Origin of the sequence: Streptomyces sp. NPDC050534 (assembly GCF_044457745.1) — a bacterium.
Lineage (GTDB): Bacteria > Actinomycetota > Actinomycetes > Streptomycetales > Streptomycetaceae > Streptomyces.
The window spans coordinates 124,294-145,583 of sequence record NZ_JBITHF010000006.1; the positions used below are offsets into that span (position 1 = coordinate 124,294).

At 71.7% G+C, this 21,290-nt stretch carries 17 protein-coding genes and 1 tRNA gene; 13 read left to right on the forward strand and 5 right to left on the reverse strand.

What is annotated here, in order from left to right:
• Nucleotides 1-21: 21 nt before the first annotated feature.
• The 3 genes from ACIBN2_RS20630 to ACIBN2_RS20640 all read left to right on the forward strand — a co-directional run bounded on the left by ACIBN2_RS20630 (nucleotide 22) and on the right by ACIBN2_RS20640 (nucleotide 3,800).
• Nucleotides 22-1,524 carry an MFS transporter gene (locus tag ACIBN2_RS20630; protein WP_399135955.1) on the forward strand — a complete coding sequence of 501 codons (1,503 nt, stop codon included), beginning with the start codon at nucleotides 22-24 and terminating at the stop codon, nucleotides 1,522-1,524.
• Between the two features lie 225 nt (nucleotides 1,525-1,749).
• Nucleotides 1,750-2,193, forward strand: coding sequence for a DUF485 domain-containing protein (locus ACIBN2_RS20635; RefSeq protein WP_399135957.1), 444 nt, complete (start codon nucleotides 1,750-1,752; stop codon nucleotides 2,191-2,193).
• Nucleotides 2,194-2,219: 26 nt separating this feature from the next.
• Complete coding sequence (locus tag ACIBN2_RS20640) at nucleotides 2,220-3,800, forward strand: cation acetate symporter (protein ID WP_399136682.1); 1,581 nt, start codon at nucleotides 2,220-2,222, stop codon at nucleotides 3,798-3,800.
• A gap of 81 nt (nucleotides 3,801-3,881) precedes the next feature.
• On the opposite strand, the gene ACIBN2_RS20645 is transcribed toward ACIBN2_RS20640, so the two are convergent.
• The 3 genes from ACIBN2_RS20645 to ACIBN2_RS20655 all read right to left on the reverse strand — a co-directional run bounded on the left by ACIBN2_RS20645 (nucleotide 3,882) and on the right by ACIBN2_RS20655 (nucleotide 8,766).
• Complete coding sequence (locus tag ACIBN2_RS20645; RefSeq protein ID WP_399135959.1) at nucleotides 3,882-4,769, reverse strand: cellulose-binding protein; 888 nt, start codon at nucleotides 4,767-4,769, stop codon at nucleotides 3,882-3,884.
• A gap of 240 nt (nucleotides 4,770-5,009) precedes the next feature.
• Nucleotides 5,010-7,730, reverse strand: a complete 2,721-nt coding sequence (locus tag ACIBN2_RS20650; protein ID WP_399135961.1) for an SUKH-4 family immunity protein — start codon at nucleotides 7,728-7,730, stop codon at nucleotides 5,010-5,012.
• A 7-nt stretch (nucleotides 7,731-7,737) separates the two neighbouring features.
• Nucleotides 7,738-8,766, reverse strand: coding sequence for an SMI1/KNR4 family protein (locus ACIBN2_RS20655; RefSeq protein ID WP_399135962.1), 1,029 nt, complete (start codon nucleotides 8,764-8,766; stop codon nucleotides 7,738-7,740).
• 358 nt (nucleotides 8,767-9,124) lie between these two features.
• On the opposite strand from ACIBN2_RS20655, the gene ACIBN2_RS20660 reads away from it, so the two are divergent.
• Both ACIBN2_RS20660 and ACIBN2_RS20665 read left to right on the forward strand, forming a co-directional pair.
• Nucleotides 9,125-9,661, forward strand: a complete 537-nt coding sequence (locus tag ACIBN2_RS20660; RefSeq protein WP_399135964.1) for a YwqJ-related putative deaminase — start codon at nucleotides 9,125-9,127, stop codon at nucleotides 9,659-9,661.
• A 73-nt stretch (nucleotides 9,662-9,734) separates the two neighbouring features.
• Nucleotides 9,735-10,226 carry an SUKH-3 domain-containing protein gene (locus tag ACIBN2_RS20665; RefSeq protein WP_399135965.1) on the forward strand — a complete coding sequence of 164 codons (492 nt, stop codon included), beginning with the start codon at nucleotides 9,735-9,737 and terminating at the stop codon, nucleotides 10,224-10,226.
• Between the two features lie 121 nt (nucleotides 10,227-10,347).
• Here the strand turns inward: ACIBN2_RS20665 and ACIBN2_RS20670 are convergent, their stop codons facing one another.
• A complete protein-coding gene (locus tag ACIBN2_RS20670; protein ID WP_399135966.1) occupies nucleotides 10,348-11,655 on the reverse strand; it encodes a sensor histidine kinase in 1,308 nt (435 codons plus the stop codon).
• 167 nt (nucleotides 11,656-11,822) lie between these two features.
• Here ACIBN2_RS20670 and ACIBN2_RS20675 point away from each other — a divergent pair, with 167 nt between their 5' ends.
• The 8 genes from ACIBN2_RS20675 to ACIBN2_RS20710 all read left to right on the forward strand — a co-directional run bounded on the left by ACIBN2_RS20675 (nucleotide 11,823) and on the right by ACIBN2_RS20710 (nucleotide 18,368).
• Complete coding sequence (locus ACIBN2_RS20675) at nucleotides 11,823-12,695, forward strand: hypothetical protein (RefSeq protein ID WP_399135968.1); 873 nt, start codon at nucleotides 11,823-11,825, stop codon at nucleotides 12,693-12,695.
• A gap of 11 nt (nucleotides 12,696-12,706) precedes the next feature.
• Nucleotides 12,707-12,777 (forward strand) — tRNA-Gln (locus ACIBN2_RS20680).
• Nucleotides 12,778-12,889: 112 nt separating this feature from the next.
• Nucleotides 12,890-14,335, forward strand: coding sequence for a bifunctional UDP-N-acetylglucosamine diphosphorylase/glucosamine-1-phosphate N-acetyltransferase GlmU (gene glmU, locus ACIBN2_RS20685; RefSeq protein ID WP_399135970.1), 1,446 nt, complete (start codon nucleotides 12,890-12,892; stop codon nucleotides 14,333-14,335).
• Between the two features lie 114 nt (nucleotides 14,336-14,449).
• The gene (locus ACIBN2_RS20690; protein ID WP_399135971.1) at nucleotides 14,450-15,424 is read left to right on the forward strand and encodes a ribose-phosphate diphosphokinase; all 975 of its coding nucleotides are present in this window, start codon (nucleotides 14,450-14,452) and stop codon (nucleotides 15,422-15,424) included.
• A gap of 204 nt (nucleotides 15,425-15,628) precedes the next feature.
• Nucleotides 15,629-16,231, forward strand: a complete 603-nt coding sequence (locus ACIBN2_RS20695) for a 50S ribosomal protein L25/general stress protein Ctc (RefSeq protein ID WP_399135973.1) — start codon at nucleotides 15,629-15,631, stop codon at nucleotides 16,229-16,231.
• A 115-nt stretch (nucleotides 16,232-16,346) separates the two neighbouring features.
• On the forward strand, nucleotides 16,347-16,949 hold the full coding sequence (gene pth, locus ACIBN2_RS20700; protein WP_399135975.1) for an aminoacyl-tRNA hydrolase: 603 nt from the start codon (nucleotides 16,347-16,349) through the stop codon (nucleotides 16,947-16,949).
• A gap of 42 nt (nucleotides 16,950-16,991) precedes the next feature.
• Nucleotides 16,992-17,507 carry a hypothetical protein gene (locus ACIBN2_RS20705; RefSeq protein WP_399135977.1) on the forward strand — a complete coding sequence of 172 codons (516 nt, stop codon included), beginning with the start codon at nucleotides 16,992-16,994 and terminating at the stop codon, nucleotides 17,505-17,507.
• Nucleotides 17,508-17,666: 159 nt separating this feature from the next.
• Nucleotides 17,667-18,368, forward strand: coding sequence for an LPXTG cell wall anchor domain-containing protein (locus ACIBN2_RS20710; protein ID WP_399135979.1), 702 nt, complete (start codon nucleotides 17,667-17,669; stop codon nucleotides 18,366-18,368).
• A gap of 67 nt (nucleotides 18,369-18,435) precedes the next feature.
• Here ACIBN2_RS20710 and ppc read toward each other — a convergent pair whose 3' ends face one another.
• Entirely contained in the window at nucleotides 18,436-21,165 is a 2,730-nt protein-coding gene (gene ppc / locus ACIBN2_RS20715; RefSeq protein WP_399135981.1) for a phosphoenolpyruvate carboxylase, read from the reverse strand.
• Nucleotides 21,166-21,290 lie beyond the last annotated feature (125 nt).

The following is a 21,290-nucleotide window of genomic DNA, read 5'->3' on the forward strand; positions in this document are numbered from 1 at the left end:
GATGCACGGGGAAGGAATCCGGTGGACCAGGGGGACACAGAGATACGGGCCTCGGTGGCGGACGAGCGGCCGAAGGACACACGCAGACGGGGAGCGGTCGTCGCCGCGCTGATGCTGGCGATGGCGCTCGCCGCCCTGGACGCCACCATCGTCTCCACGGCCGTCCCCCAGATCGTCGGCGACCTGGGCGGGTTCTCGGTCTTCTCCTGGCTCTTCTCCGGCTATCTGCTCGCCGTGACGGTGACGCTCCCCGTCTACGGCAAGCTCTCCGACACCTTCGGCCGCAAGCCGGTCCTGGTCGCGGGCGCCGCCGTCTTCCTGCTCGGCTCGCTGCTGTGCGCCGCGGCCTGGAACATGGGCGCGCTGATCGCCTTCCGCATCGTGCAGGGCCTGGGCGGCGGGGCGTTGCAGGGAACGGTGCAGACCCTCGCGGCCGACCTCTACCCGCTGAAGGAGCGGCCCAGGATCCAGGCCAGGCTCTCCACGGTCTGGGCGGTGTCGGCGGTGGCCGGCCCCGGGCTCGGCGGCGTCCTGGCGGCGTACGCCGACTGGCGCTGGATCTTCCTGGTCAACCTCCCCATCGGCGCACTGGCGTTGTGGCTGGTGGTCCGCCATCTCCACGAACCGGCGCGGGAGTCGGCCGGGCGCCCCCGTATCGACTGGGCGGGCGCGCTGGCGGTGTTCGCGTGCGGGGGCGTGCTGCTGACGGCACTGGTGCAGGGCGGGGTGGCCTGGCCCTGGCTGTCGGCACCGTCGATCGCCCTGTTCGGCACGGGACTTGCCCTCATCGCACTCGTGGTGGCGGTCGAGCGCCGGGCGGCCGAGCCGATCATCCCCGGCTGGGTGTGGCGCCGCCGTCCGATCGCCGCGGTGAACCTGGCGCTGGGCGCGCTCGGGTTCCTCATGGTGGCGCCGAGCGTGTTCCTGCCGACGTACGCGCAGTCCGTGCTCGGCCTGGCACCGGTGGCGGCCGGATTCGTGCTGTCCGTATGGACGTTGAGCTGGCCAGTTTCGGCGGCCCTGAGCCAGCACGTGTACCGCAGGATCGGCTTCCGCAACACGGCGATGCTCGGCATCGGGACGGCGGCGCTGATCCTGTTCGCGTTCCCGTTCCTGCCGTACCCGGGCTCGGCCTGGCAGCCGGCGCTGCTGATGCTGCTCCTCGGCGCCGCGCTCGGTCTGTTCCAGCTCCCGCTGATCGTGGGCGTGCAGTCGACGGTGCGGTGGTCGGAGCGCGGCACCACGACGGCGTCCGTCCTCTTCTGCCGCCAGACCGGCCAGACGATCGGCGCCTCGGTGTTCGGTGCGGTCGCCAACAGCGTGCTCGCCGCCCGCCTCGGCGGCGCGGGCGATCTGGACTCGGTGACGCGCGGCCTGGACGCGGGCGCGGTCGCGGAGGCGACCCGGCGCGCGATCGCGGACGCGGTGCACGCCGTGTACCTCGGGGCGGGGTGCGCCGCCGCCGCGGCCTTCGTGGTGCTGCTGCTCCTGGCGCCGAGGCGTTTCCCGGTGCTCGACGACTGACGTCCCGGGCATACACCAGGACCCGATCTGTAGCGTGTCCGGCCCGCCAAAGATCTGAGTTAATCGCGGTAACACCCGAGGTCAGCGAAGTAAGACGCGTACCGACCAATCAGTTTGCTGAAAACTCCCCACAACCCGGAACCGGCGAGTAGCGTGCGGGGACCGCACGCCCCCCACCTCCCTGCGGTCCTCCGCCAAGGACCCGAGCCACGCAAGGAACACGGGATGTCCTACGACTCGTCCCCGCGCTACCCGTACCGTCCGCCTCACGACCCCTCCCCGGCCTACGACTCCACCTATCCCTGGCAGCCGCCCCTCAGAGAGCCCGAACCGCCCCCGCGGCGCCGACCGTCCGAGCCCGCCCTCGGGCACCACAGCGATCTGCGGATCCTGCGCGGCGCCTACCGCTGGCAGCGCCGCACCGCCACCCTCACCGCGCTCGGCTACTTCACGCTGTTCCTGATCCTGTCGGCGTTCGCGCCGTCGTTCATGACGAGCGAGTTCGCCGACGGCCTGCCGACCGGGCTGATCCTCGCGCTGGCGCAGGTCCCGGTCACCTGGCTGGCGATCGCGCTCTACGAGCACACCGCCCGCCGCAACGTGGACCCGATCGCGGCCCGCATCCGCAAGCAGTCCGAGGTGGACGCCAAGCGGGAGGCGGCACGGTGACCGGATTCAGCGGCAACGCCCAGGCCATGTCCCTGGTCGCCTTCTCCGCGATCGCCACGATCACGCTGCTGCTGTGCGTGATGACGGGCCCGGACGGCGACGACCTCGACGAGTTCTACACCGGCTACGGCTCCCTCTCCCCCATGCGCAACGGCCTCGCCATCGCCGGCGACTACATCTCCGCGGCGAGCGTGCTGGGCACCGGCGGCGTCATCGCCCTGTGCGGCTACGACGGCATCGCACTGGCTCTCAGCACCGCCCTGTCCCTGATGCTGCTGATGTTCCTGCTGGCCGAACCCCTGCGCAACGCGGGCCGGTTCACCATGGGCGACGCCCTGGCGCGGCGCATGCCGGGACGCGGCGTGCGCATCACCGCGTGCCTGGTCACGATCGCCGCCCTGCTGCCGCTGATGCTGGTCCAGCTGGCCGGCACCGGCCAGCTTCTGGCCTTCATCCTGGGCTTCTCCGGCGACTCGCTGCAGACCGGCTGCATCATCGGGCTCGGCGCCCTGATGATCAGCTACGCCGCCATCGGCGGCATGAAGGGCACCGCCCTCATCCAGATCCTGAAGATCGTGATGCTTCTGGGTTCGGGCGCCGTGGTGGCCCTCCTGATGCTGCGGCGCTTCGACTGGGACCCGGGGGCCCTGTTCAACGCGGCCGCCGCGCAGAGCGGGGTCGGTTCCCGCTTCCTGCACTCCGGAGTGGAGTTCGCCGGCAGCTCCAGCCCCCGCCTGGACATGATCACCGCGGAGCTCACGGTCGTCATCGGCGGCGCCTGCCTGCCGCACGTCACCATGCGCATGTACACCGCGCGCAACGCCCGCCAGGTGCGGCGCTCGATGTCGTGGGCGGTCTCGGCGGTGGTGCTGTTCGTCCTCATCATGACGGTGGTCGGCTTCGGCGCGACCGCGCTGATCGGGCGCGCGGTGATCGCGCAGGCGGACCCCCAGGGCAACACGGCCTATCTGCTGGGCTCCCGCGCGGCCTTCGGCGCGCAGGTCTCCACGGCCGAGACGTTCCTGTTCACCACGGTGACCACGGCGATCTTCCTGACCCTGCTCGCCTCCGTGGCCGGCATGATCCTCGCCTGCGCCAACTCCCTCGCCCACGACGTCTTCGCCGCACGTGTGCAGGAGATGTCGGAGCGCCGGGAGATGACGCTGGCCCGGGTCTCGGCCCTCGCGGTGGGCGTCCCGGCGATCGTGCTGGCGACCCTGGTCCAGCACCGCAGCCTGCAGCCGCTGGTGACGCTCTCCTTCTGCCTCGGCGCCTCCGCGATCGCCCCGGCCCTGGTGTACAGCCTCTTCTGGCGCCGCTACACCCGTACGGGCCTGCTGTGGACGCTGATCGGCGGCACGGTCGCGGTCCTGCTCGTGATGCCGGGCACCAACCTGGTCTCCGGCTCGCCGATCTCGGCCTTCCCCGACGCGGACTTCAACTGGTTCCCGTTCACCACGACCGGCCTGCTGACGATCCCGCTGGGCTTCGCCTTCGGCTGGCTCGGCACCGTCGTCTCCGGCCGCAGGGCGTCGGAGGAGCAACGCCGGCAGTACGAAGCCGTGGAGGGGTGGATCCTGGCGGGCGCGGTGCGCAGGAGCGGCTGAGCGCCGGGTGACTGGCCGGGGCCTGCGCGCCCCGGCCATCACCCGCCGGGCGCCCTCACTCCTCCGGCGCCCTCACTCCCGTCACTCCCCCGACGCCGAACCCGTGAGCGCGGTGAGGCTGTTGCGTACGACGTCCATCTCCGCCTGCACGTCGCCGCACCGCTCCGCGTGCTCGTGCAGCACCTGCTCCGTCTCCCGGGTGATCTGCTCCTCGCGCAGCCGCGCCCCCGCGAGGATCTCGGCGGCACGCTCGCGCGCCTCCTCCTGGCACCGGCCGTCGTACTCCTGCGCCTCGGCGAACACCCGCTCCGCCTCGGCCAGTTCCGCCTCCGCGCGGGCCGTCCGCTCCGCGCCCCGGGCATCGCGCCCGGCCATGCGGTCGGACTCCAGCTGCTCCACCTCGGCCCACCGCTCGGCGCACTCCTTGGCCTGCTCGGTGAGCATCGCGGCCGTGCGCTGCCGCACCTCCCGCAGCGCGGACAGCGCCTCGCCGCGGCCCTCCTTCACCGCGCGCCGGGCGCCGACCCGGATCTCGTCCGCCTCGGCCTGCGCCGCCAGGAGCCGCTGGCGGGCCCGGTCCTCGGCCTCGCCGCGCACCGCGTCGGCATGCGCCTGTGCGGCGTCCCGCACGCCGTTCGCGTGCTCCTCGGCCGCCTCCCGGTGGCGCCGGGCCTCCTGCCGCGCCCGCTCCCGGACGGCCTCGGCCTCGTCCAGCACGCACTGGAACAGGCGCCGCGCGCCCTCCCCGAGGGTCTCGTACGACTGCGGGGCCAGCTGCGCCACCGACTCCTGCAGCAGCTCGGCCTCCACCTCCATGTCCCGGGCGAGCACGGTCAGCCGGGCCGCCCGCTCCCAGGCCGCGTCCCGGTCCCGGGAGAGCGCGTCGGCGAAGGCCTCGACCTGTTCGGGACAGTAGCCACGCCCCCGTACGACTCCGAAGCCGTGGGGCGAGACCGGTGTGCTGCTCATCCTGGAACCCCTCTCCGCCGAACTTTTCCGTCGAACGGACGCGAAATGATGATTTCGCGCACATCTTGATATATCGGACGGAAGTGTTCATAACGCGACACTCCGAGCGCCACTCGCGGTCACTCGCGACCGCAGGCAGTCGTACGCGGTCGCACGTGGTCGCACGCGAAAGGGCCGGGCCGGTCAGGACGACCGGCCCGGCCCCTCGGGGTCGGATCAGAAGGAGTCAGCGGCGCGGCGTCACAGCAGTCCGTCCCACATCTGCTCCAGCAGCACCGACCACCAGGTCTCCGGCGAGCCGAGCGCCGCCGGGTCGAGGGAGGCCAGCTGGGCCTGGAAGTCGACGGTCCAGCGGCCCGCCTGCTCCGGATTCAGCCCGAACCGCAGCCGCCACATCCGGCCGAGCAGCGCCAGGCACCGCTGGAGCTCGGGCAACCCCGAGTTCACGAACTGCGGCGGCACGGGCGCCCCGCCGGGCCCCGCCTCCACGGGCACGGCCACGATGTTCGCGGTGCCGTACTGCACACAGATCGCCCTGCCGAAGTCACTGCCCATGACGAGGTACGAACCCGCGTCCGCGGACGGCTGCACACCGCGCTCCTGCGCCAGTTCGGCGAGCGTCGGCACCGGCCGTCCCGGCTGGGCCTGCGCCCAGAAGAACGGGCCCATGTCCATCGGCAGCCCCGCCACCACCAGCGAGTGCGCCACCACCGGCGGCACGCCCTGCCGGGAGACGGCCGCCTGCTCGAACCGGAAGACCCCCGGCCCGAAGGCGCCCGCCAGCTCCTGGGCGATCCCCTCCGGCGGCATCGGCGGCGCCGCCTGCACCGGCGGCAGCGGCGCACGCACCGGCGCCGGGCGCGCGGGACCGTCCGCGACCTGGTGCAACTCGCCCTGGTGCGCGATCAGTTGCTGCATGCCCTGCTGCCGGCTCGCATGATCGGTGCCGTACGGCGCGATGGACGCGATCCGCGCCTGCGGCCACTGCTCCCGGATCATCCGCGCGCAGTAGGCGCCCGGCAGCTCGCACGACTCCAGCTCCGTGTGCAGCTCCAGCACCTGGTTCGGCGGCACGTTCATGCCGCGCAGCTCGTGGAAGATCTGCCACTCCGGATGCGGCGTGCCCGGCGCGGACCGACGGATCAGCTGCTGCTCGGAGCCGTCCTGCGCGCGGTAGCGGAGCACGGCCTGGTAGCCGGGTCCGACCGTCGGCTGTCCCTGCGCCGGCGGGTAGCCGTACGACGGCTGCTGCCCGGGCGGCGGCATCGCGCCGGGCGGCATGGGCGGCTGTACTCCCGGCGGCATACCCGGCGCCCCGGGCATCCCGGGGGCCTGCGGCGGCGGAGGCGTGCCGGGAGGACCCGCCGGAGGAGCACCGGGCCCGCCGACGGGCGGCGCGGCCAGCACGGTCTCCGCATGGTGAACGGCCCCGCCACGCCCGCCCGGCGACGCGCCCTGCGCACCGGGCGCGGGGGGCATGCCGGGGGCACCGGGGGGCTGGGGAGCGCCAGGAGCCCCGGGAGCATGCGGCATACCCGGGGCGCCCGGAGGCTGGGGAAGGCCACCGGCGGGACCCCGGCCCGGGTCGGCGAGCATCGTGGCGGCGTGGTGGACCGCGCCCGGGGGCGTACCGCCGGGGGTGTGGGGAGCGCCGGGCGGCGTGGGCGGCGTGCCGCCCGGGGCCTGCGGGGCTCCAGGACCTGGCGCGCCCTCCGGCCCGCCGGGACCCAGCGACGAGACCAGCTGCGTCGGCACGTACGCCCCGCCCGCGCCGGGTGCCGGCGGAGGCGCAGGTGTGCTCGCCGGCCGCGCACCCGGAGCCCCGGGCGCGCTCGGCGGCGGCGGCGTGGTCGAAGCACGGCGCGGCGGAGGCCCGGCCTTGCTCGTCGCGGCGTCGGCGATGTCCCCGGCGTTCGGCTGCAGCGGACGTCCCGGAGCGGCCGGCGGCTGAGGCGCACCAGGCGCCCCTCCGGGCCCCTGCGGGTAGCCGTACGTCGACGGGGGCGGGGGCGGCGGGGTCGCACCCGGCGCGGGAGCACCCAGCGGATAGCCGTACGTCGACGGCGGAGGCGGCGTGGCACCGGGCGCGGGAGCGCCCGGCGGAGGCGTGCCCGGAGGGGGCGTACCCGGCTGGGCCGGAGCCGCGGGCCCGTCCAGCGACGGCGACACCGTCGTCCGCGGCAGCCCGCTGCCGCCCGACATCAGCGCCGTCTTGGCGTCCGGCGGCGTGTCCGTGTCGTCGTCGCCCTCCCGCAGCTGCGGCGCGAACACGGTCGCCGGCAGCGGTACGGAACGGTCCTCACCGGAGTCCGCGTTGGTGTCGGTCCCGGCCCAGGGAGTCCCCCCGGCGGGCCCGCCCGGCGCCCCGGCACCGCCGCCGGCACCGGCCGCACCGCTCGCACCGGCCTCCGGCCATCCGGCAGCACCGCTCTGCGCGGCAGGCGCCGCGGGCGGAACGGGAGCCCCGGCCTGCGTCTCGGCCAGCCCTCCGTCACCCGAGGAAGCCGAGGAAGCCGCAGGAGCCGCAGGAGCCGCAGGAGCCGCGGCACCCGAAGCCGCCGCGCCCTGGCCCCCGCGCCGGTCCGGAATACCCAGCTTGTCCGCCGCCTCCTGCAGCCATTCCGGCGGACTCAGCAGGAAGGACGTCTGATTCAGATCCACCCGGGCCGAGGCGGCCGGCGCCGGCTCCGGGTCCTCGTCCGGGCGGCCGTACTCCTCCTCGTACCGGCGCACGACCTCGCCCACGGGCAGCGAGGGCCACAGGGTCGCCTCGCCGCTGTCGCGGGCGATCACCAGCCGCTGGCCGCCCCCGTCCGAACGCGGCCCGTCCGCCCGGTCCTCGGCCCACACCACGAACCCGAGCTCGAACTCCCGTACCCGCACCTCACGGTGCTGGTACGACGGCACGTCTCCGTTGATCCACTCCTCGGCGCGCTCCTGCGCCTGCGCGAAGGTCACCATCGGACGCTCACTCCCCCACCGAAGAGTCGGAAGACACCGGAACAGAACGCGCGAACCCGCCGTCGACCATCAGATTCGCCACCGTCTCCAGCTCCGGCGGATTGCCCGCGAGCCGCGCCAGGAACTGGTCGAAGTCCTCACCGCACGGCAGCAGCAGCCGCTCCACACGGTCCGCTGGCGCCACCGACGGATCGGCGTCCCGGGCGTCGTCGTAGGCGCAGAACCACACCGAGCCGACCCGCTCGCCCTTCACCTTCACGGCGAGCAGACCGCCCTGGACGAAACCGACGCCCAGATAGTCCTTGGTCAGATGGTCGCGCAGGCACTTGTTGACGTAGACGAGGTCGTTGACGGCCGCCTCCTCCCGCACCGTGAAGAACGGCTGGTCGATCAGCAGCCCCAGCTCGGCGTCGAGCGCCGCACCCACCGGGGCGCAGCCGCCCGCCGCCTTCAGGAACGAGCGGTAGGCACCCGGCAGCCGGTAGCCGAGGTCCTCCTCGACCTGCTGCACCTGGGCCTCCGTCACCGCCACCCCGGACTTCGGCAGCCCGAAGTGCGCCGGCCGCGTCTCCTGCAACGGCCGCGTGCCCCGCTTGTTCTGGTCGACGTACGACGTCGCTATCCCGCCGTGGTGCCGCAGCAGCGCCTTCACCTCGACCGGCACCAGCTCCAGCCGCCGCGAACCCACCACGTGATGCCACGTCCAGCCGTGCGGCGTCGCCACCGCGGGCACCGTGTCCCACAACTCGTGACCGGTCGCCGCCAGCGCCGCGTTCGCCGACACGTAGTCCGTCAGCCGCAGTTCGTCGACCCCGAAACCCTCCGGCGGCTCCGCGATCTCCGCGGCGGCACGCGCATAGGCCGAGAAGGAGGGGTAACCGCGCTCGTCGACGCGTACCCCTCTCGGGTGACGTGCGGCCCGCACCGGATCCGGGAAATGCACGACCTGCCCGGCATAGGCCGCGTTCGGCGGCGCGGCTTCTCCCCCGGCCTGGCGGCCGGGAGGTGCCCCCAGCCCGAGCCGACCTGTCGTCATGGCGGTTGCCCCCTGCGGCACTCTGGTACGACCCGCAGCAGCCGGCTCCACGCCGCCCACTGCGCCCCGTATCGACTGTCTCGTCCGTCTCGACTTGGCGTCTCGACCGTCACCGCGCCTGTCACCACGCGCCACCGCGCGTGTCACCACGCACCGACCGCATGGACCGCGGTGCCGACAGCCTATGCGGTACGACCGCACCGGTCACCGGGCACCGGTCAGCCGCCCTCCGCTTCCGTGACCTGCCGTCACCCCACCGTGACAGCCTGCCCAAACCCTGGCGTGTCGCGCCGCCCCAGCTTCCGCACCGGCCACGGCATTTGGCACTCTGTGACGTCCGGGGGAAGCTCGGGAGGGGATGACGATCATGAACGTGACGCAGACGGGACCGGACACCGCACCGCACACCGGTACCTCCGGCGACCCCCGCATCGGCTGGAGCGCCACCGACGCCCCCCACACCCCCGCCCTCCGCCACAGACGCGACGGCATACTCCCCACCGTCGCCGCCGCCCTCTCGGTACGCGGCGCCACCCTCACGGGCACCGCCGCCCGCGGCGACCAGCCGCCGCCCCTGCACCCCCTCGTCCAGGACTTCCTGGACACGCTCACCAGCGCCCAGCGCGACCGCTTCACCGGCCGCTGCGCCGAGACGATCCTCATCTCCCGCCACATAGCCTCCGCCGACGCCGCCCGCAGCAAGCGCGCCGCCCGCAAGCCCATGACCAACGGCGAGGCCCGCAAAGCCCTCAAGCAGGCCAAACTCACCACTCGCCGGATCCGCGAGGACGGTGACCCCCTGCACGGCGGATTCGCCGCCCCCTGCCGCGCCTGCACCGCGCTCAGCGCCCACTTCGGCGTCCGCGTCGTCGACCCCACCGCGGCGGAGGACTGACCCCCCTGACACGAACCCCCAGGACGGCCCACGGGCCGGGCACCACCTCAGCACCTCGACGATCGAAGGGCAGATGCACCCCGACCGCACCTCCACGCGCTTTCCCGTACCCGTCGACGCCGCCCTGCGCGCCGCCGGCTGGCAGCCCGGGCGCTGGGACATAAAGCAGGCCGAGATCTGGGCCGACACCCTTCGCGACCACGCCTCACCGGCGGGCCACCGGCACGCCGTCTTCCCGGCCGCCGTCGAGGCCTGGGCCGAGTTCGGCGGCCTCCACATCGCGCCGACCGGGCCCGGCCGCCAGGTCGCCCCCACCACGCTCCACGTCGACCCCCTGCACGGCCTGCACATGGCCCGCACCCTCGCCGACCTCGGCCGCGCCCTCGACACCGAAGTCAGCCCCATCGGCACCGAGACCGACCACCAGTCCCTCGTCGCCGTCGACGCCGAAGGCCGCGTCTACGCCCTCGATCACACGGGCGACTGGTACCTCGGCCCCGACATCGACCAGGCCCTCGCCGGCCTCGTCTCGGGCGTCGAACCGGTACGGCTCACCGCCGGCTGAACCAGCGCCCCGGAAGGGGCACGGGGAACCGCGCGCCCGGCCACGACGCCGCAGCAGCCGACGAACGACACACAGCGAACGGTGCATCGCGGCACCGCAGCACCGCACAACCGGCGCAGCCTCACGCCTCGGCCGGAATCACCGCCGACACCCGGTACCCCCCCGCGTCCGTCGGCCCCGACACGAACACGCCCCCCAGCGCGGTGACCCGCTCCTTCATCCCCACCAGTCCGTTGCCCCCCGACGGCAGCCGCGCCGAGGAAGCCGACGACACCTCGGGCGGCGGCTCGTTCTCCACCTGCATCGCGATCTCCGACACCCGGTGTGCCAGCCGCACATGCGTCTTCGCACCCGCCGCGTGCTTGTGGACGTTCGTCAACGCCTCCTGCACCACGCGGAACGCCGTCTGCTCGATCTCCGCCGCGTACAGACGCGTGTCCCCCTCGACCGACAGATCCACGACCATCCCCGCCGCCGCCGACTGCCCGATCAGCTCCTCCAGCTCGGACAGGGACGGCCCCTCCCCCTCGTCCGCGGCCCGCTCCGCCGCCACCGCCGCGGCGACCCCCACCGCCACCAGCGGCACCACCTGCTCGGCCCGGCGCACCTTGTCGCCGCTGCGCAGCACCCCGAGCATCTCCCGCAACTCGGTGAGCGCCTGCCGCCCCATGTCCCCGACCAGAGCGGCGTTCTTCACGGCCTTCTCCGGATCCTTACGGGCGACGGCCTGCAGCGCGGCCGCGTGCACCACCATCAGGCTCACCCGGTGCGCGACCACGTCGTGCATCTCCCGCGCGATCCGGGTCCGCTCCTCGCCCCGGGCCCACTCGGCCCGCTCCTCCGCCCGCTCCGCGAGCAGCTGCAACTCCCGCTCAAGACTGTCGGCCCGCTCCCGCAGACTCTCCATCAGCCGGCGCCGCGCGCCCACGTACAGGCCGAGCAGGAGGGGCGGCGCGGTCATGCCGATGGCGGTGGTGATGGCAGCGAACGGCACGAACCAGTCGCCGAGGTCCCAGGTCCCCCGCGCCATGTCCTGCCGCACCCGCACGAACATCACGATCAGCATGCCGACGAGCGACATCCCCGCCAGCGAGGCGATGATCCGGCGCGGCAGCTCGGAGGCGGCGAGCGTGTACAGGCCGACGATGCCCATCAGATAGCCCATCTGGGCCGGAGTGATGGCGATCGAGACCAGCACCACGGCGATCGGCCACTGCCGCCGGACGACCAGCGCCGAGCCGGCGAGCACCCCGAAGACGATGCCCGCGGCCACGGGGACGCCCGCGTCCCGCGCGAAGCGCACCCCTTCGAAGGCGCACTCCACCGCGGACGCCAGCGCAAGACCGACGTCCAGTGCCGCACTACGCCACCTGGCCCACCACCACGGCCCCTTCCGGCCCGCGGCGTGCTCTTCCCCCGTCGTGGTCATGGCTCCAGCCTACGGGCGGTGGCGCCCCGTTTTCCGGCGAGTTTCCGCGACTGGCCTACACCACACTGCGTGACCGACCGTGCACGAAACGACCCGCTTTCCCTCGAACTGCTGATTCGCACACCGTTCGACCCTGGAAGATCACATTCCACCTGGACGGTATGCCCATGGCACATTCACAGAACAAATACACCGACTTCGAGGGACTGAGGGAGCGGGCGGTCGCGCTCCGACGGGCGGGACTCAGCCGCCGCCAGATCCGCGACCGCCTGCACGTCGACAACAACGACATCCTCAACCGCCTCCTGGAGGGCGAGCCCCCTCCGGAATGGACGAAGCGCCCGAACGCGAAGGACGACCTGCGCGCGAAGGCACGGGAGTTGCGTCTGGAGGGCTGGACGTACGACCAGATCCAGGTCGAACTGGGCTGCTCGAAGAGCTCGATCTCGTTGTGGGTACGAGATCTGCCGAGGCCGGAGCGCAGGCGCAGCCGCGAGGAGGCAGCGGCGATCGCCAGGCGGGGCTGGGCGGCGAAGCTGCGGATCCGCGACGAGGAGCGCCGGGAGACCAAGAAGGCCGCCGAGCAGGCGATCGGCGACCTGACACCCCGTGAGCTGTTCCTGGTGGGCGTCGGTCTCTACTGGGCGGAGGGCGGCAAGGACAAGCCGTACGACCGGCGCGAGAGCGTGGCCTTCGTCAACAGCGACCCGAGCATGATCCAGGTCTACCTCGCATGGCTCGACCTCCTGGGCATCGAGCCGGAGCGGCTCCGATTCAACGTCATGATCCACGAGAACGCGGACGTTGCAGCCGCGGAGGAGTACTGGGCCGAGCTCGTCGGCGCCGGCCGCTCCGCGTTCAACAAGACGACCCTCAAAAGGCACAACCCCAGGACCGTCCGCAAGAACGTGGGCGACTCCTACCGGGGCTGCCTGGTGGTCAAAGTCCTGAAGGGCGCCGACTTGTACCGTCGCATCGAAGGGTCCTGGTACGGCATAGTGTTGTCCGTGTGCGAAGCCGATCAACCAAATCGGACATAGCGCGCAGACCATCCCGGGTCGTCTAAAGGCAGGACAAATGGTTTTGGTCCATTGAATGAGGGTTCGATTCCTTCCCCGGGAGCTCAGCAGCATTGGGTCCTGACAGCACTGTCAGGACCCACTCTCATGTCCCCCACGAAACGCCCCGGTATCCTGCGGATGTCCCCACCCGTCCAAAGCCGAAGGGCAACCCCGTGAGCGCCATTCGCCCGGCAGCCGTCGTCGTTCTCGCAGCGGGTGAGGGCACCCGTATGAAATCGGCCACACCCAAGGTCCTCCACGAGCTCTGCGGTCGCAGCCTGGTGGGCCATGTGCTCGCCGCAGCAGGCGAGTTGGAGCCCGAGAACCTCGTCGTCGTGGTCGGGCACGCGCGCGAGAAGGTCGGCGCCCATCTCGCCGAGATCGACCCCGCCGTACGCACCGCCGTGCAGGCGGAGCAGAACGGCACCGGTCACGCCGTGCGGATCGCGCTCGACGAACTCGGCGGCAGCGTCGACGGAATCGTCGTCGTCGTGTGCGGCGACACCCCTCTCCTCACCGGCGAGACCCTCCGCAGGCTCGCGGCCACGCACTCCTCGGACGGCAACGCCGTCACCGTGCTGAGCGCCGAGGTCCCGGACGCCACCGGCTACGGCCGCATCGTGCGCGACGACACGGGTGCCGTCACCGAGATCGTCGAGCACAAGGACGCCACCGAGACGCAGCGCTCCATCCGCGAGATCAACTCCGGTGTCTTCGCCTTCGACGGGCAGCTGCTCGCCGACGCGTTGAAGAAGGTCCGTACGGACAACAGTCAGGGCGAGGAGTACCTCACCGACGTCCTGGGGATCCTGCGCGAGGCCGGTCACCGCGTCGGGGCGTCCGTCGCCGGCGACCACCGTGAGATCGCCGGGATCAACAACCGGGTGCAGCTGAGCGAGGCCCGGCGGATCCTGAACGACCGGCTGCTCACCCGCGCCATGCTCGCCGGCGTCACGGTCGTCGACCCGGCGACCACGTGGGTCGACGTCACCGTCACCTTCGAGCAGGACTCGGTCGTCCACCCCGGAACGCAGCTGCACGGCACCACGCATCTGGGCGAGGGTGCGGAGGTCGGCCCCAACAGCCGTCTGAAGGACACCCGGGTCGAGGCGGGCGCCCGTGTGGACAACACGGTGGCCGACGGCGCCCATGTGGGCCCGGGCGCGACGGTGGGTCCCTACGCCTATCTGCGGCCCGGCACGCGGCTCGGCGCGAAGTCCAAGGTGGGTACGTACGTCGAGACGAAGAACGCCGCCATCGGCGAGGGCACGAAGGTTCCGCATCTGTCCTACGTCGGTGACGCGACGATCGGCGAGTACACCAACATCGGTGCCGCCAGCGTGTTCGTGAACTACGACGGGCAGGAGAAGCACCACACCACGGTGGGGTCGCATTGCCGTACGGGTTCGGACAACATGTTTGTGGCTCCTGTCACGGTCGGGGACGGCTCGTACACCGCTGCCGGGTCCGTGATCACGAAGGACGTGCCGCCCGGTTCGCTGGCCGTGGCCCGTGGCCAGCAGCGGAATATCGAGGGTTGGGTGGCTCGTAAGCGCCCGGGGAGTGCCGCGGCGAAGGCCGCCGAGGCGGCCTCCCGGCAGGACGAGAGCGGAGACTGACCGAATTCGGGTGCGTCAAACACGGCGTACCGTGATATCTGCACACACCCGTACCGCCACCAGCTGAGACACCTCGAACCGCCCCCAGCTGAAAACCTCTGAGGAGACAGTGCTGTGACCGGGATCAAGACGACCGGCGAGAAGAAGATGATGTTCTTCTCCGGCCGCGCCCACCCCGAGCTTGCCGAGGAGGTCGCCCAGCAGCTGGGTGTCGGGGTCGTCCCGACGAAGGCCTTCGACTTCGCGAACGGCGAGATCTATGTGCGTTATCAGGAGTCGGCGCGTGGTGCGGACTGCTTCCTGATCCAGAGCCACACGGCTCCGATCAACAAGTGGATCATGGAGCAGCTGATCATGATCGACGCGCTCAAGCGCGCGTCGGCCCGCTCCATCACGGTCATCGTGCCGTTCTACGGTTACGCGCGGCAGGACAAGAAGCACCGTGGCCGTGAACCGATTTCGGCGCGTCTGGTCGCGGACCTGATGAAGACCGCGGGTGCGCACCGGATCCTGACGGTGGATCTGCACACGGACCAGATCCAGGGCTTCTTCGACGGTCCGGTGGACCACCTCTTCGCGCTGCCGCTGCTCGCGGACTACGTGGGGGCGAAGGTCGACCGGAACAAGCTGACGGTGGTCTCGCCGGACGCGGGCCGGGTGCGGGTCGCGGACCGCTGGTGCGACCGTCTGGGCGCGCCGCTGGCGATCGTGCACAAGCGCCGGGACAAGGACGTCGCCAACCAGGTCACCGTGCACGAGGTGGTCGGTGAGGTGAAGGGCCGCGTGTGCGTCCTGGTCGACGACATGATCGACACGGGCGGCACGATCTGCGCGGCGGCGGACGCGCTGTTCGCGCACGGTGCGGAGGACGTCATCGTGACGGCGACGCACGGCGTGCTGTCGGGTCCGGCGGCGGACCGGCTGAAGAACTCGAAGGTGAGCGAGTTCGTGTTCACGAACACGCTGCCGACGCCGAGCGAGCTTGAGCTCGACAAGATCACGGTGCTGTCGATCGCGCCGACGATCGCGAGTGCGGTGCGTGAGGTGTTCGAGGACGGTTCGGTGACGAGCCTGTTCGACGAGCAGTAGAACCGCGGTGCAGTAAGGGTTCTGCACGGCAAAGATCCTTTTGGGTTCGGCCTCCCTCTCCGAGTAGACTGCTCCAGTTGCTCGGCGAGGGAGGCCGTACTCGTTTTTGCGAGGTACGGCTGTCCGTTATCGACGCGCTCTTCGTAGCAGGCCGTTCGTGGCCGGGTGACCACGTCCGTTCCTGATTTTCTACGAGGAGTGATCATGTCCGAGGTGAAGCTCACCGCCGAGACGCGCACCGAGTTCGGCAAGGGTGCCGCCCGTCGTATCCGTCGTGACAGCAAGGTTCCCGGTGTCCTTTACGGCCACGGCTCGGACCCGCTGCACCTGACCCTCCCGGGCCACGACCTGCTGCTGGCGCTGCGTACGCCGAACGTCCTGATCTCGCTGGACATCGACGGCAAGTCCAACGAGCTGGCGATCCCGAAGTCCGTGCAGCGTGACCCGATCAAGGGCTTCCTGGAGCACGTCGACCTGCAGCTGGTCAAGCGCGGCGAGACCGTCACGGTCGAGATCTACGTCCAGACCGAGGGCGAGCTGGCGCCGGGCGGCAACCTGCTGGAGCACGTCCTGAACGCGCTGCCGGTCGAGGCCGAGGCCACGCACATCCCCGAGTCCGTCACGGTGTCCATCGAGGGCCTGGAGGCCGGTGCCTCCATCCTCGCCAAGGACATCCCCCTGCCGTCCGGCACCAAGCTGGCCGTCGACGAGGACGCCGTCGTCCTGCAGGTCCTGGCCGCGCAGGCCGAGGAGGTCGCGGAGGGCGAGGAAGGCGAAGAGGCCGGCGAGGCCGTCGCCGAGGCCTGATCCTCACCTGCTTCATCGTTGGTCAGCCGCTGTTCCCGGTCGTTCACGGCCGGGAACAGCGGCTGGCTGCTTGGGGGTCCGGGGGTCTGCCCCCGGAAAGGCACAGCAAGGAGACATGGACGTGAGCACCCCCGTGGGCGGCCCCTGGCTGGTCGTCGGTCTGGGCAATCCCGGGCCCGAGTACGCCGCGAACCGGCACAACGTCGGGTTCATGGTGGCCGATCTGCTGGCCGAGCGGATCGGGGGGAGGTTCAAGCGGGCGGGCAAGGCGCAGGCGCAGGTCGTCGAGGGGCGGATCGGGCCGCCCGGGCCGGCGAACCGGCGGGTGATCCTCGCGAAGCCGATGTCGTACATGAACCTGTCGGGCGGGCCGGTGAACGCGCTGCGGGAGTTCTACAAGGTCCCGGTGGCGAACATCGTGGCGGTGCACGACGAGCTGGACATCGACTACGGGACCCTGCGGCTGAAGCTCGGCGGCGGGGACAACGGGCACAACGGCCTGAAGTCGATGACGAAGGCGATGAGCGCGGACTATCACCGGGTGCGGTTCGGCATCGGGCGGCCGCCGGGGCGGATGCAGGTGGCGGACTTCGTGCTGAAGGACTTCTCCGCGGCGGAGCGCAAGGAGCTGGACTACTTCGTGGACCGGGCGGCGGACGCCGTGGAGTGTCTGGTCATCGAGGGGCTGGAGCGGGCGCAAAGCACGTACAACACCTGACTTGTCGCCCAACGGAGTTGACCGTTCGCAGGGGCATGGCCAATGATCCCGGCCATGCCCGCCACAGCCAGCTCCTCCCGTCAGGTCTCCCGCCAGGCGTCGGTCGCCGCGTTGCAGTTCGGGCGGATCGCGGCGATGGGTACGGTCGCGGTGCTGATCCTGATCGCGGGGGTCTGGGCCTCGTGGCGGACCGCTCCGTACGTGATGCTCACCAAGGGGCGCGAGCACGGCACGATCGAGGTGACGCGGTGCGGGGACGACACCTGCACCGGCCCGTTCACGCCGGCCTCGGCGGGCTCGCCCGGCCCGGGCCGGGTCGTCATCGAGAAGACGGTCGCGGTGCGCAAGGGGCAGACGTACGCGGTGGTGGTGAAGCCGGGCGGCGACGAGGTGGTCCGGTCGGGTCCGGCCGGGATTCTGTACGCGTGGGTGCCGATGGGCGGGGCGCTGCTGCTCGCGTCGGTGGTCGTGGCGGGCGGGTTGCGGCGGACGCGGGTGGCGTGGGTGCTGGCGCTGGCGGGGACGGCGCTGCTGACGGCGGCGTTTGCGGCTGTCTGACGGCGGTGTTTGGGACTGTCTGACGGCTTTCGTCCCGTCCGGTGCCTGTGCGTGAACAGAGCGTTGTCTGTTCGTGATTGACCCTGGGTCAGTGGTGGCTGGATGCTGAGCCGCCCCCTCCACATCTTCCCGTCCACCACTCGAAGATGGAACTGCCCCATGCGTACCCTCATCCGCGCCGGTGCTCTGTCCGCCGTCGCCGCGGCCACGTTGTTCTCCGCCCCGGTCGCCGCTCACGCCACCGCCCCCGGTGACAACGGGACGGTGAAGATCCACGACGCGAAGACCGGCGACGAGTTGCGGCGCAACGAGCCGCACGTCTGCACGTTCTATCTGGACGCCTTCGGCTTCGACGGTGTCCAGCAGGTCGACTGGCACATCGATGCCTGGGCCCCGACCGCGCACAGCAAGGGCGAGACGGTGAAGACCGGCGCCATCACCCTCGACACCGAGGGCAACGGCCGCACGGAGGACCTGTCGCTGCCCGACGGCCACTACAAGCTGTTCTGGAACTTCGACGGCGAGAAGGGCTCCGCCAAGCACAAGGTGTTCTGGACGGACTGCGGTGACTCGCAGGGCGGTGGCGGCGGTACGACGGCCACGCCGTCGGCGCCCGAGTCGTCGGCGCCCGGCTCCGAGTCGTCCTCGCCGGCCGCGGAGACCTCTTCGCCCGCGGCCTCCCCGAGCGAGTCGGCCGGTGAGGCGCCGGCCGCCTCCTCGTCGCCGTCGGCTCAGGGCGGCAGCGGTTCGGGCGATCTCGCCGAGACCGGCAACAGCGCGCCGGTGGCCCTGCTCTCGGGCCTTGCGGCCACGTTGGTGGCGGGCGGCGGCTACCTGGTGGCGCGGCGGCGCCGGGCCTGAAGCTGACGGGAAAAAGGGTGCCCCCGAGCTCGTACGGAGCTCGGGGGCACCCCCATGTGGTGGGGTCTCAGCCGGTGTTGCGCAGGCCGGCCGCCACACCGTTGACCGTCAGGAGCAGGGCGCGGGCGAGCAGCGGGTCGGGCTCCTCGCCGGCGGCCGCGGCGTCGCGCTGGCGCTTGAGGAGCGTCACCTGGAGGTAGGAGATCGGGTCCAGGTAGGCGTCGCGGATGCCGAAGGTCTGCTTCAGCACCGGCTGCGCGTCGAGCAGTTCGTCCTCCCCGGTCACCCGCAGCACCTCGCGCACGGTCAGCTCGTGCTCGGCCTTGATGGTGTCGAAGACGTGCTTGAGCTCGTCCGGCACGAGGGTGTCGACGTAGTGCGCGGCGATCCGCAGGTCGGTCTTGGCCAGCGTCATCTCGACGTTGGAGATGAAGTTGCGGAAGAAGTGCCACTGTTCGTGCATCTCGTCGAGCACCGTGTCCAGACCGGCCTCACGCAGTGCCTTGAGGCCGGAGCCGACGCCGAACCAGCCGGGCACGATCTGCCGGGACTGGGTCCAGCCGAAGACCCACGGGATGGCGCGCAGTCCGTCGAGCGAGACGCCCGAGCCGGGGCGGCGGGAGGGCCGCGAGCCCAGGTGCAGGTCGGCGAGCTGGTCGACCGGCGTGGAGGCGAGGAAGTACGTCGGCAGGTCGGGGTCTTCGACGAGCTTGCGGTAGGCGTCGTGGGCGGCGTCGGAGACGACGTCCATGGCGGCGTCCCAGCGGGCGAGCGACTCGACGGACTGGCGCGGGGCGGTGTGCAGGGCGGATGCCTGCAGGGTCGCCGCGACGGTCAGCTCCAGGTTCTCCCTGGCCAGGGACGGCACGAGGTACTTGTCGGAGATGACCTCGCCCTGCTCGGTGACCTTGATCTCGCCCTCGAGGGTGCCCCAGGGCTGGGCGAGGATCGCGTCGTGGGAGGGGCCGCCGCCGCGGCCGACGGTGCCGCCGCGGCCGTGGAAGAGGCGCAGCCGGACGCCGTAGCGGTGCGCGACGTCACGCAGCCGGCGCTGCGCCCGGTGGATCTCCCACTGCGAGGTGGTGATGCCGCCGAACTTGGAGGAGTCGGAGTAGCCGAGCATGACCTCCTGGACGTCGCCCCGGAGCGCGACGAGGCGCCGGTAGGACGGGTCGGAGAGCATGTCCTCCAGGATCGTGTCGGCGGCCTTGAGCTCGTCGGTGGTCTCCAGCAGCGGCACGATGCCGATCTTCGCCCAGCCGGCGTGCAGGTCGAGCAGGCCCGCCTCGCGGGCGAGGACGGCCGCGGCGAACACGTCGTCGGCGCCCTGGCACATGGAGATGATGTACGACTCCACGACCTCGGGTCCGAAGACCTCCAGGGCCCTCTTCACGGTCTGGAAGACACCGAGGGTCTTCTCGCCGGCCGCGTCCACGGGCGCCGGGGTCGGCGCGAGCGGCCTGCGGGAGCGCAGCTCCTTGGCGAGCAGCTTGGCCCGGTACTCGCGGGGCATGTCGGTGTAGCGCCAGGACTCCTCGCCGAGGCGGTCGAAGAGCTGGCCGAGGGCGTGGTGGTGGGCGTCCGCGTGCTCGCGTACGTCCATGGTGGCGAGCTGCAGGCCGAAGGCGGCCAGGGTGCGGATGGTGCGGTTCATCCGGCCGTCGGCGAAGAGCCCGCCCCGGTGCTCGCGCAGGGAGCTCTGGATCAGGGTGAGGTCCTGGAGCAGCTCGCTCGTGCCGAGGTAGTCGCGGCCGGCCGCGTGCGGGATGCCCTTGGCCAGGCGCTGCTTGGTGTTCTCCAGCTTCTGCCGGATGCAGGTGGCCTTGAGCCGATAGGGCTCCTCGGCGTTCAGGCGCTTGTAGCGGGGGCTGATCTCGGGCAGCCGCCCGAGGTCGTCCTGGAGGGAGTCCAGGAGTTCCTGGGTGGCGCCGGTGTAGCGGATGGAGTTCGACAGGAAGTGCCGGAGCTCGTCGATCAGGTCCAGGGCGTCGTTGATGCCGTGCTCGTGCTGGAGGATCAGGACGTCCCAGGTCACCTGGGGGGTGACGTTCGGGTTGCCGTCGCGGTCGCCGCCGATCCAGGTGCCGAAGGTGAGGGGGCGGGTGTCGTCGGGGAGCCTGACGCCGACGCGCTCGAGCTCGGCGGTCAGGTCCTCGAGGACGTCGCCGACGGCGCCGGCGTGCAGTTCGTCGAGGTAGTAGATGGCGTTGCGGGCCTCGTCGGCGGGCTCCGGGCGTACGACGCGCAGTTCGTCGGTCTGCCAGACGAGGTCGATGTTCTCGGCCAGTCGGGTGTCGTGCCGGCGGCGGTCGGCCTCGATGACGGGGGTCTCCAGAAGCGCCGCGATGCGCCGGAGCTTGTTGAGGACCGAGCGGCGCGCCGCCTCGGTGGGGTGCGCCGTGAAGACGGGCCGGACGTTGAGGTGCCGGACGGTCTGGCGCAGGTGCTCCGGGTCGGCGTCCTTGAGCCGGTCGGCGGTGCGGGCGAGCAGCCCGCCCTCGGCGGCGCGGCGCTCGCGCAGCTCGCGGCCGCGGTGCACCTGCTCGGTGACGTTGGCCAGGTGGAAGTAGGTGGAGAAGGCGCGGACCAGCTTGGCCGCGGTCTGCAGTTCGGTGCCGCGCAGCAGTTCGGCGGCGGCCTCTCCGTCCTCGCGGGTGAGGCGGCGGACCTTCTCGACCAGCTCCAGGAGCTCGGGGCCCTCTTGCCGGACAAGGGTCTCGCCGAGGAGGTCTCCGAGCCGGCGGATGTCGGCGCGCAGCTCGCTGGTCGTCGTGGTCTGGTCGTCGGCACTGCTCACAGGTGCGGCTCCTTGCAGTGTTGAAGCTCGTCCAGGGGGGAACCCGGCGCCGGGGGCCGCGCGGCCATCGCCGCATACGGCCCTGACATCCGGGAAGAAATCAGAGCGGACCGCGCTGTCCGACC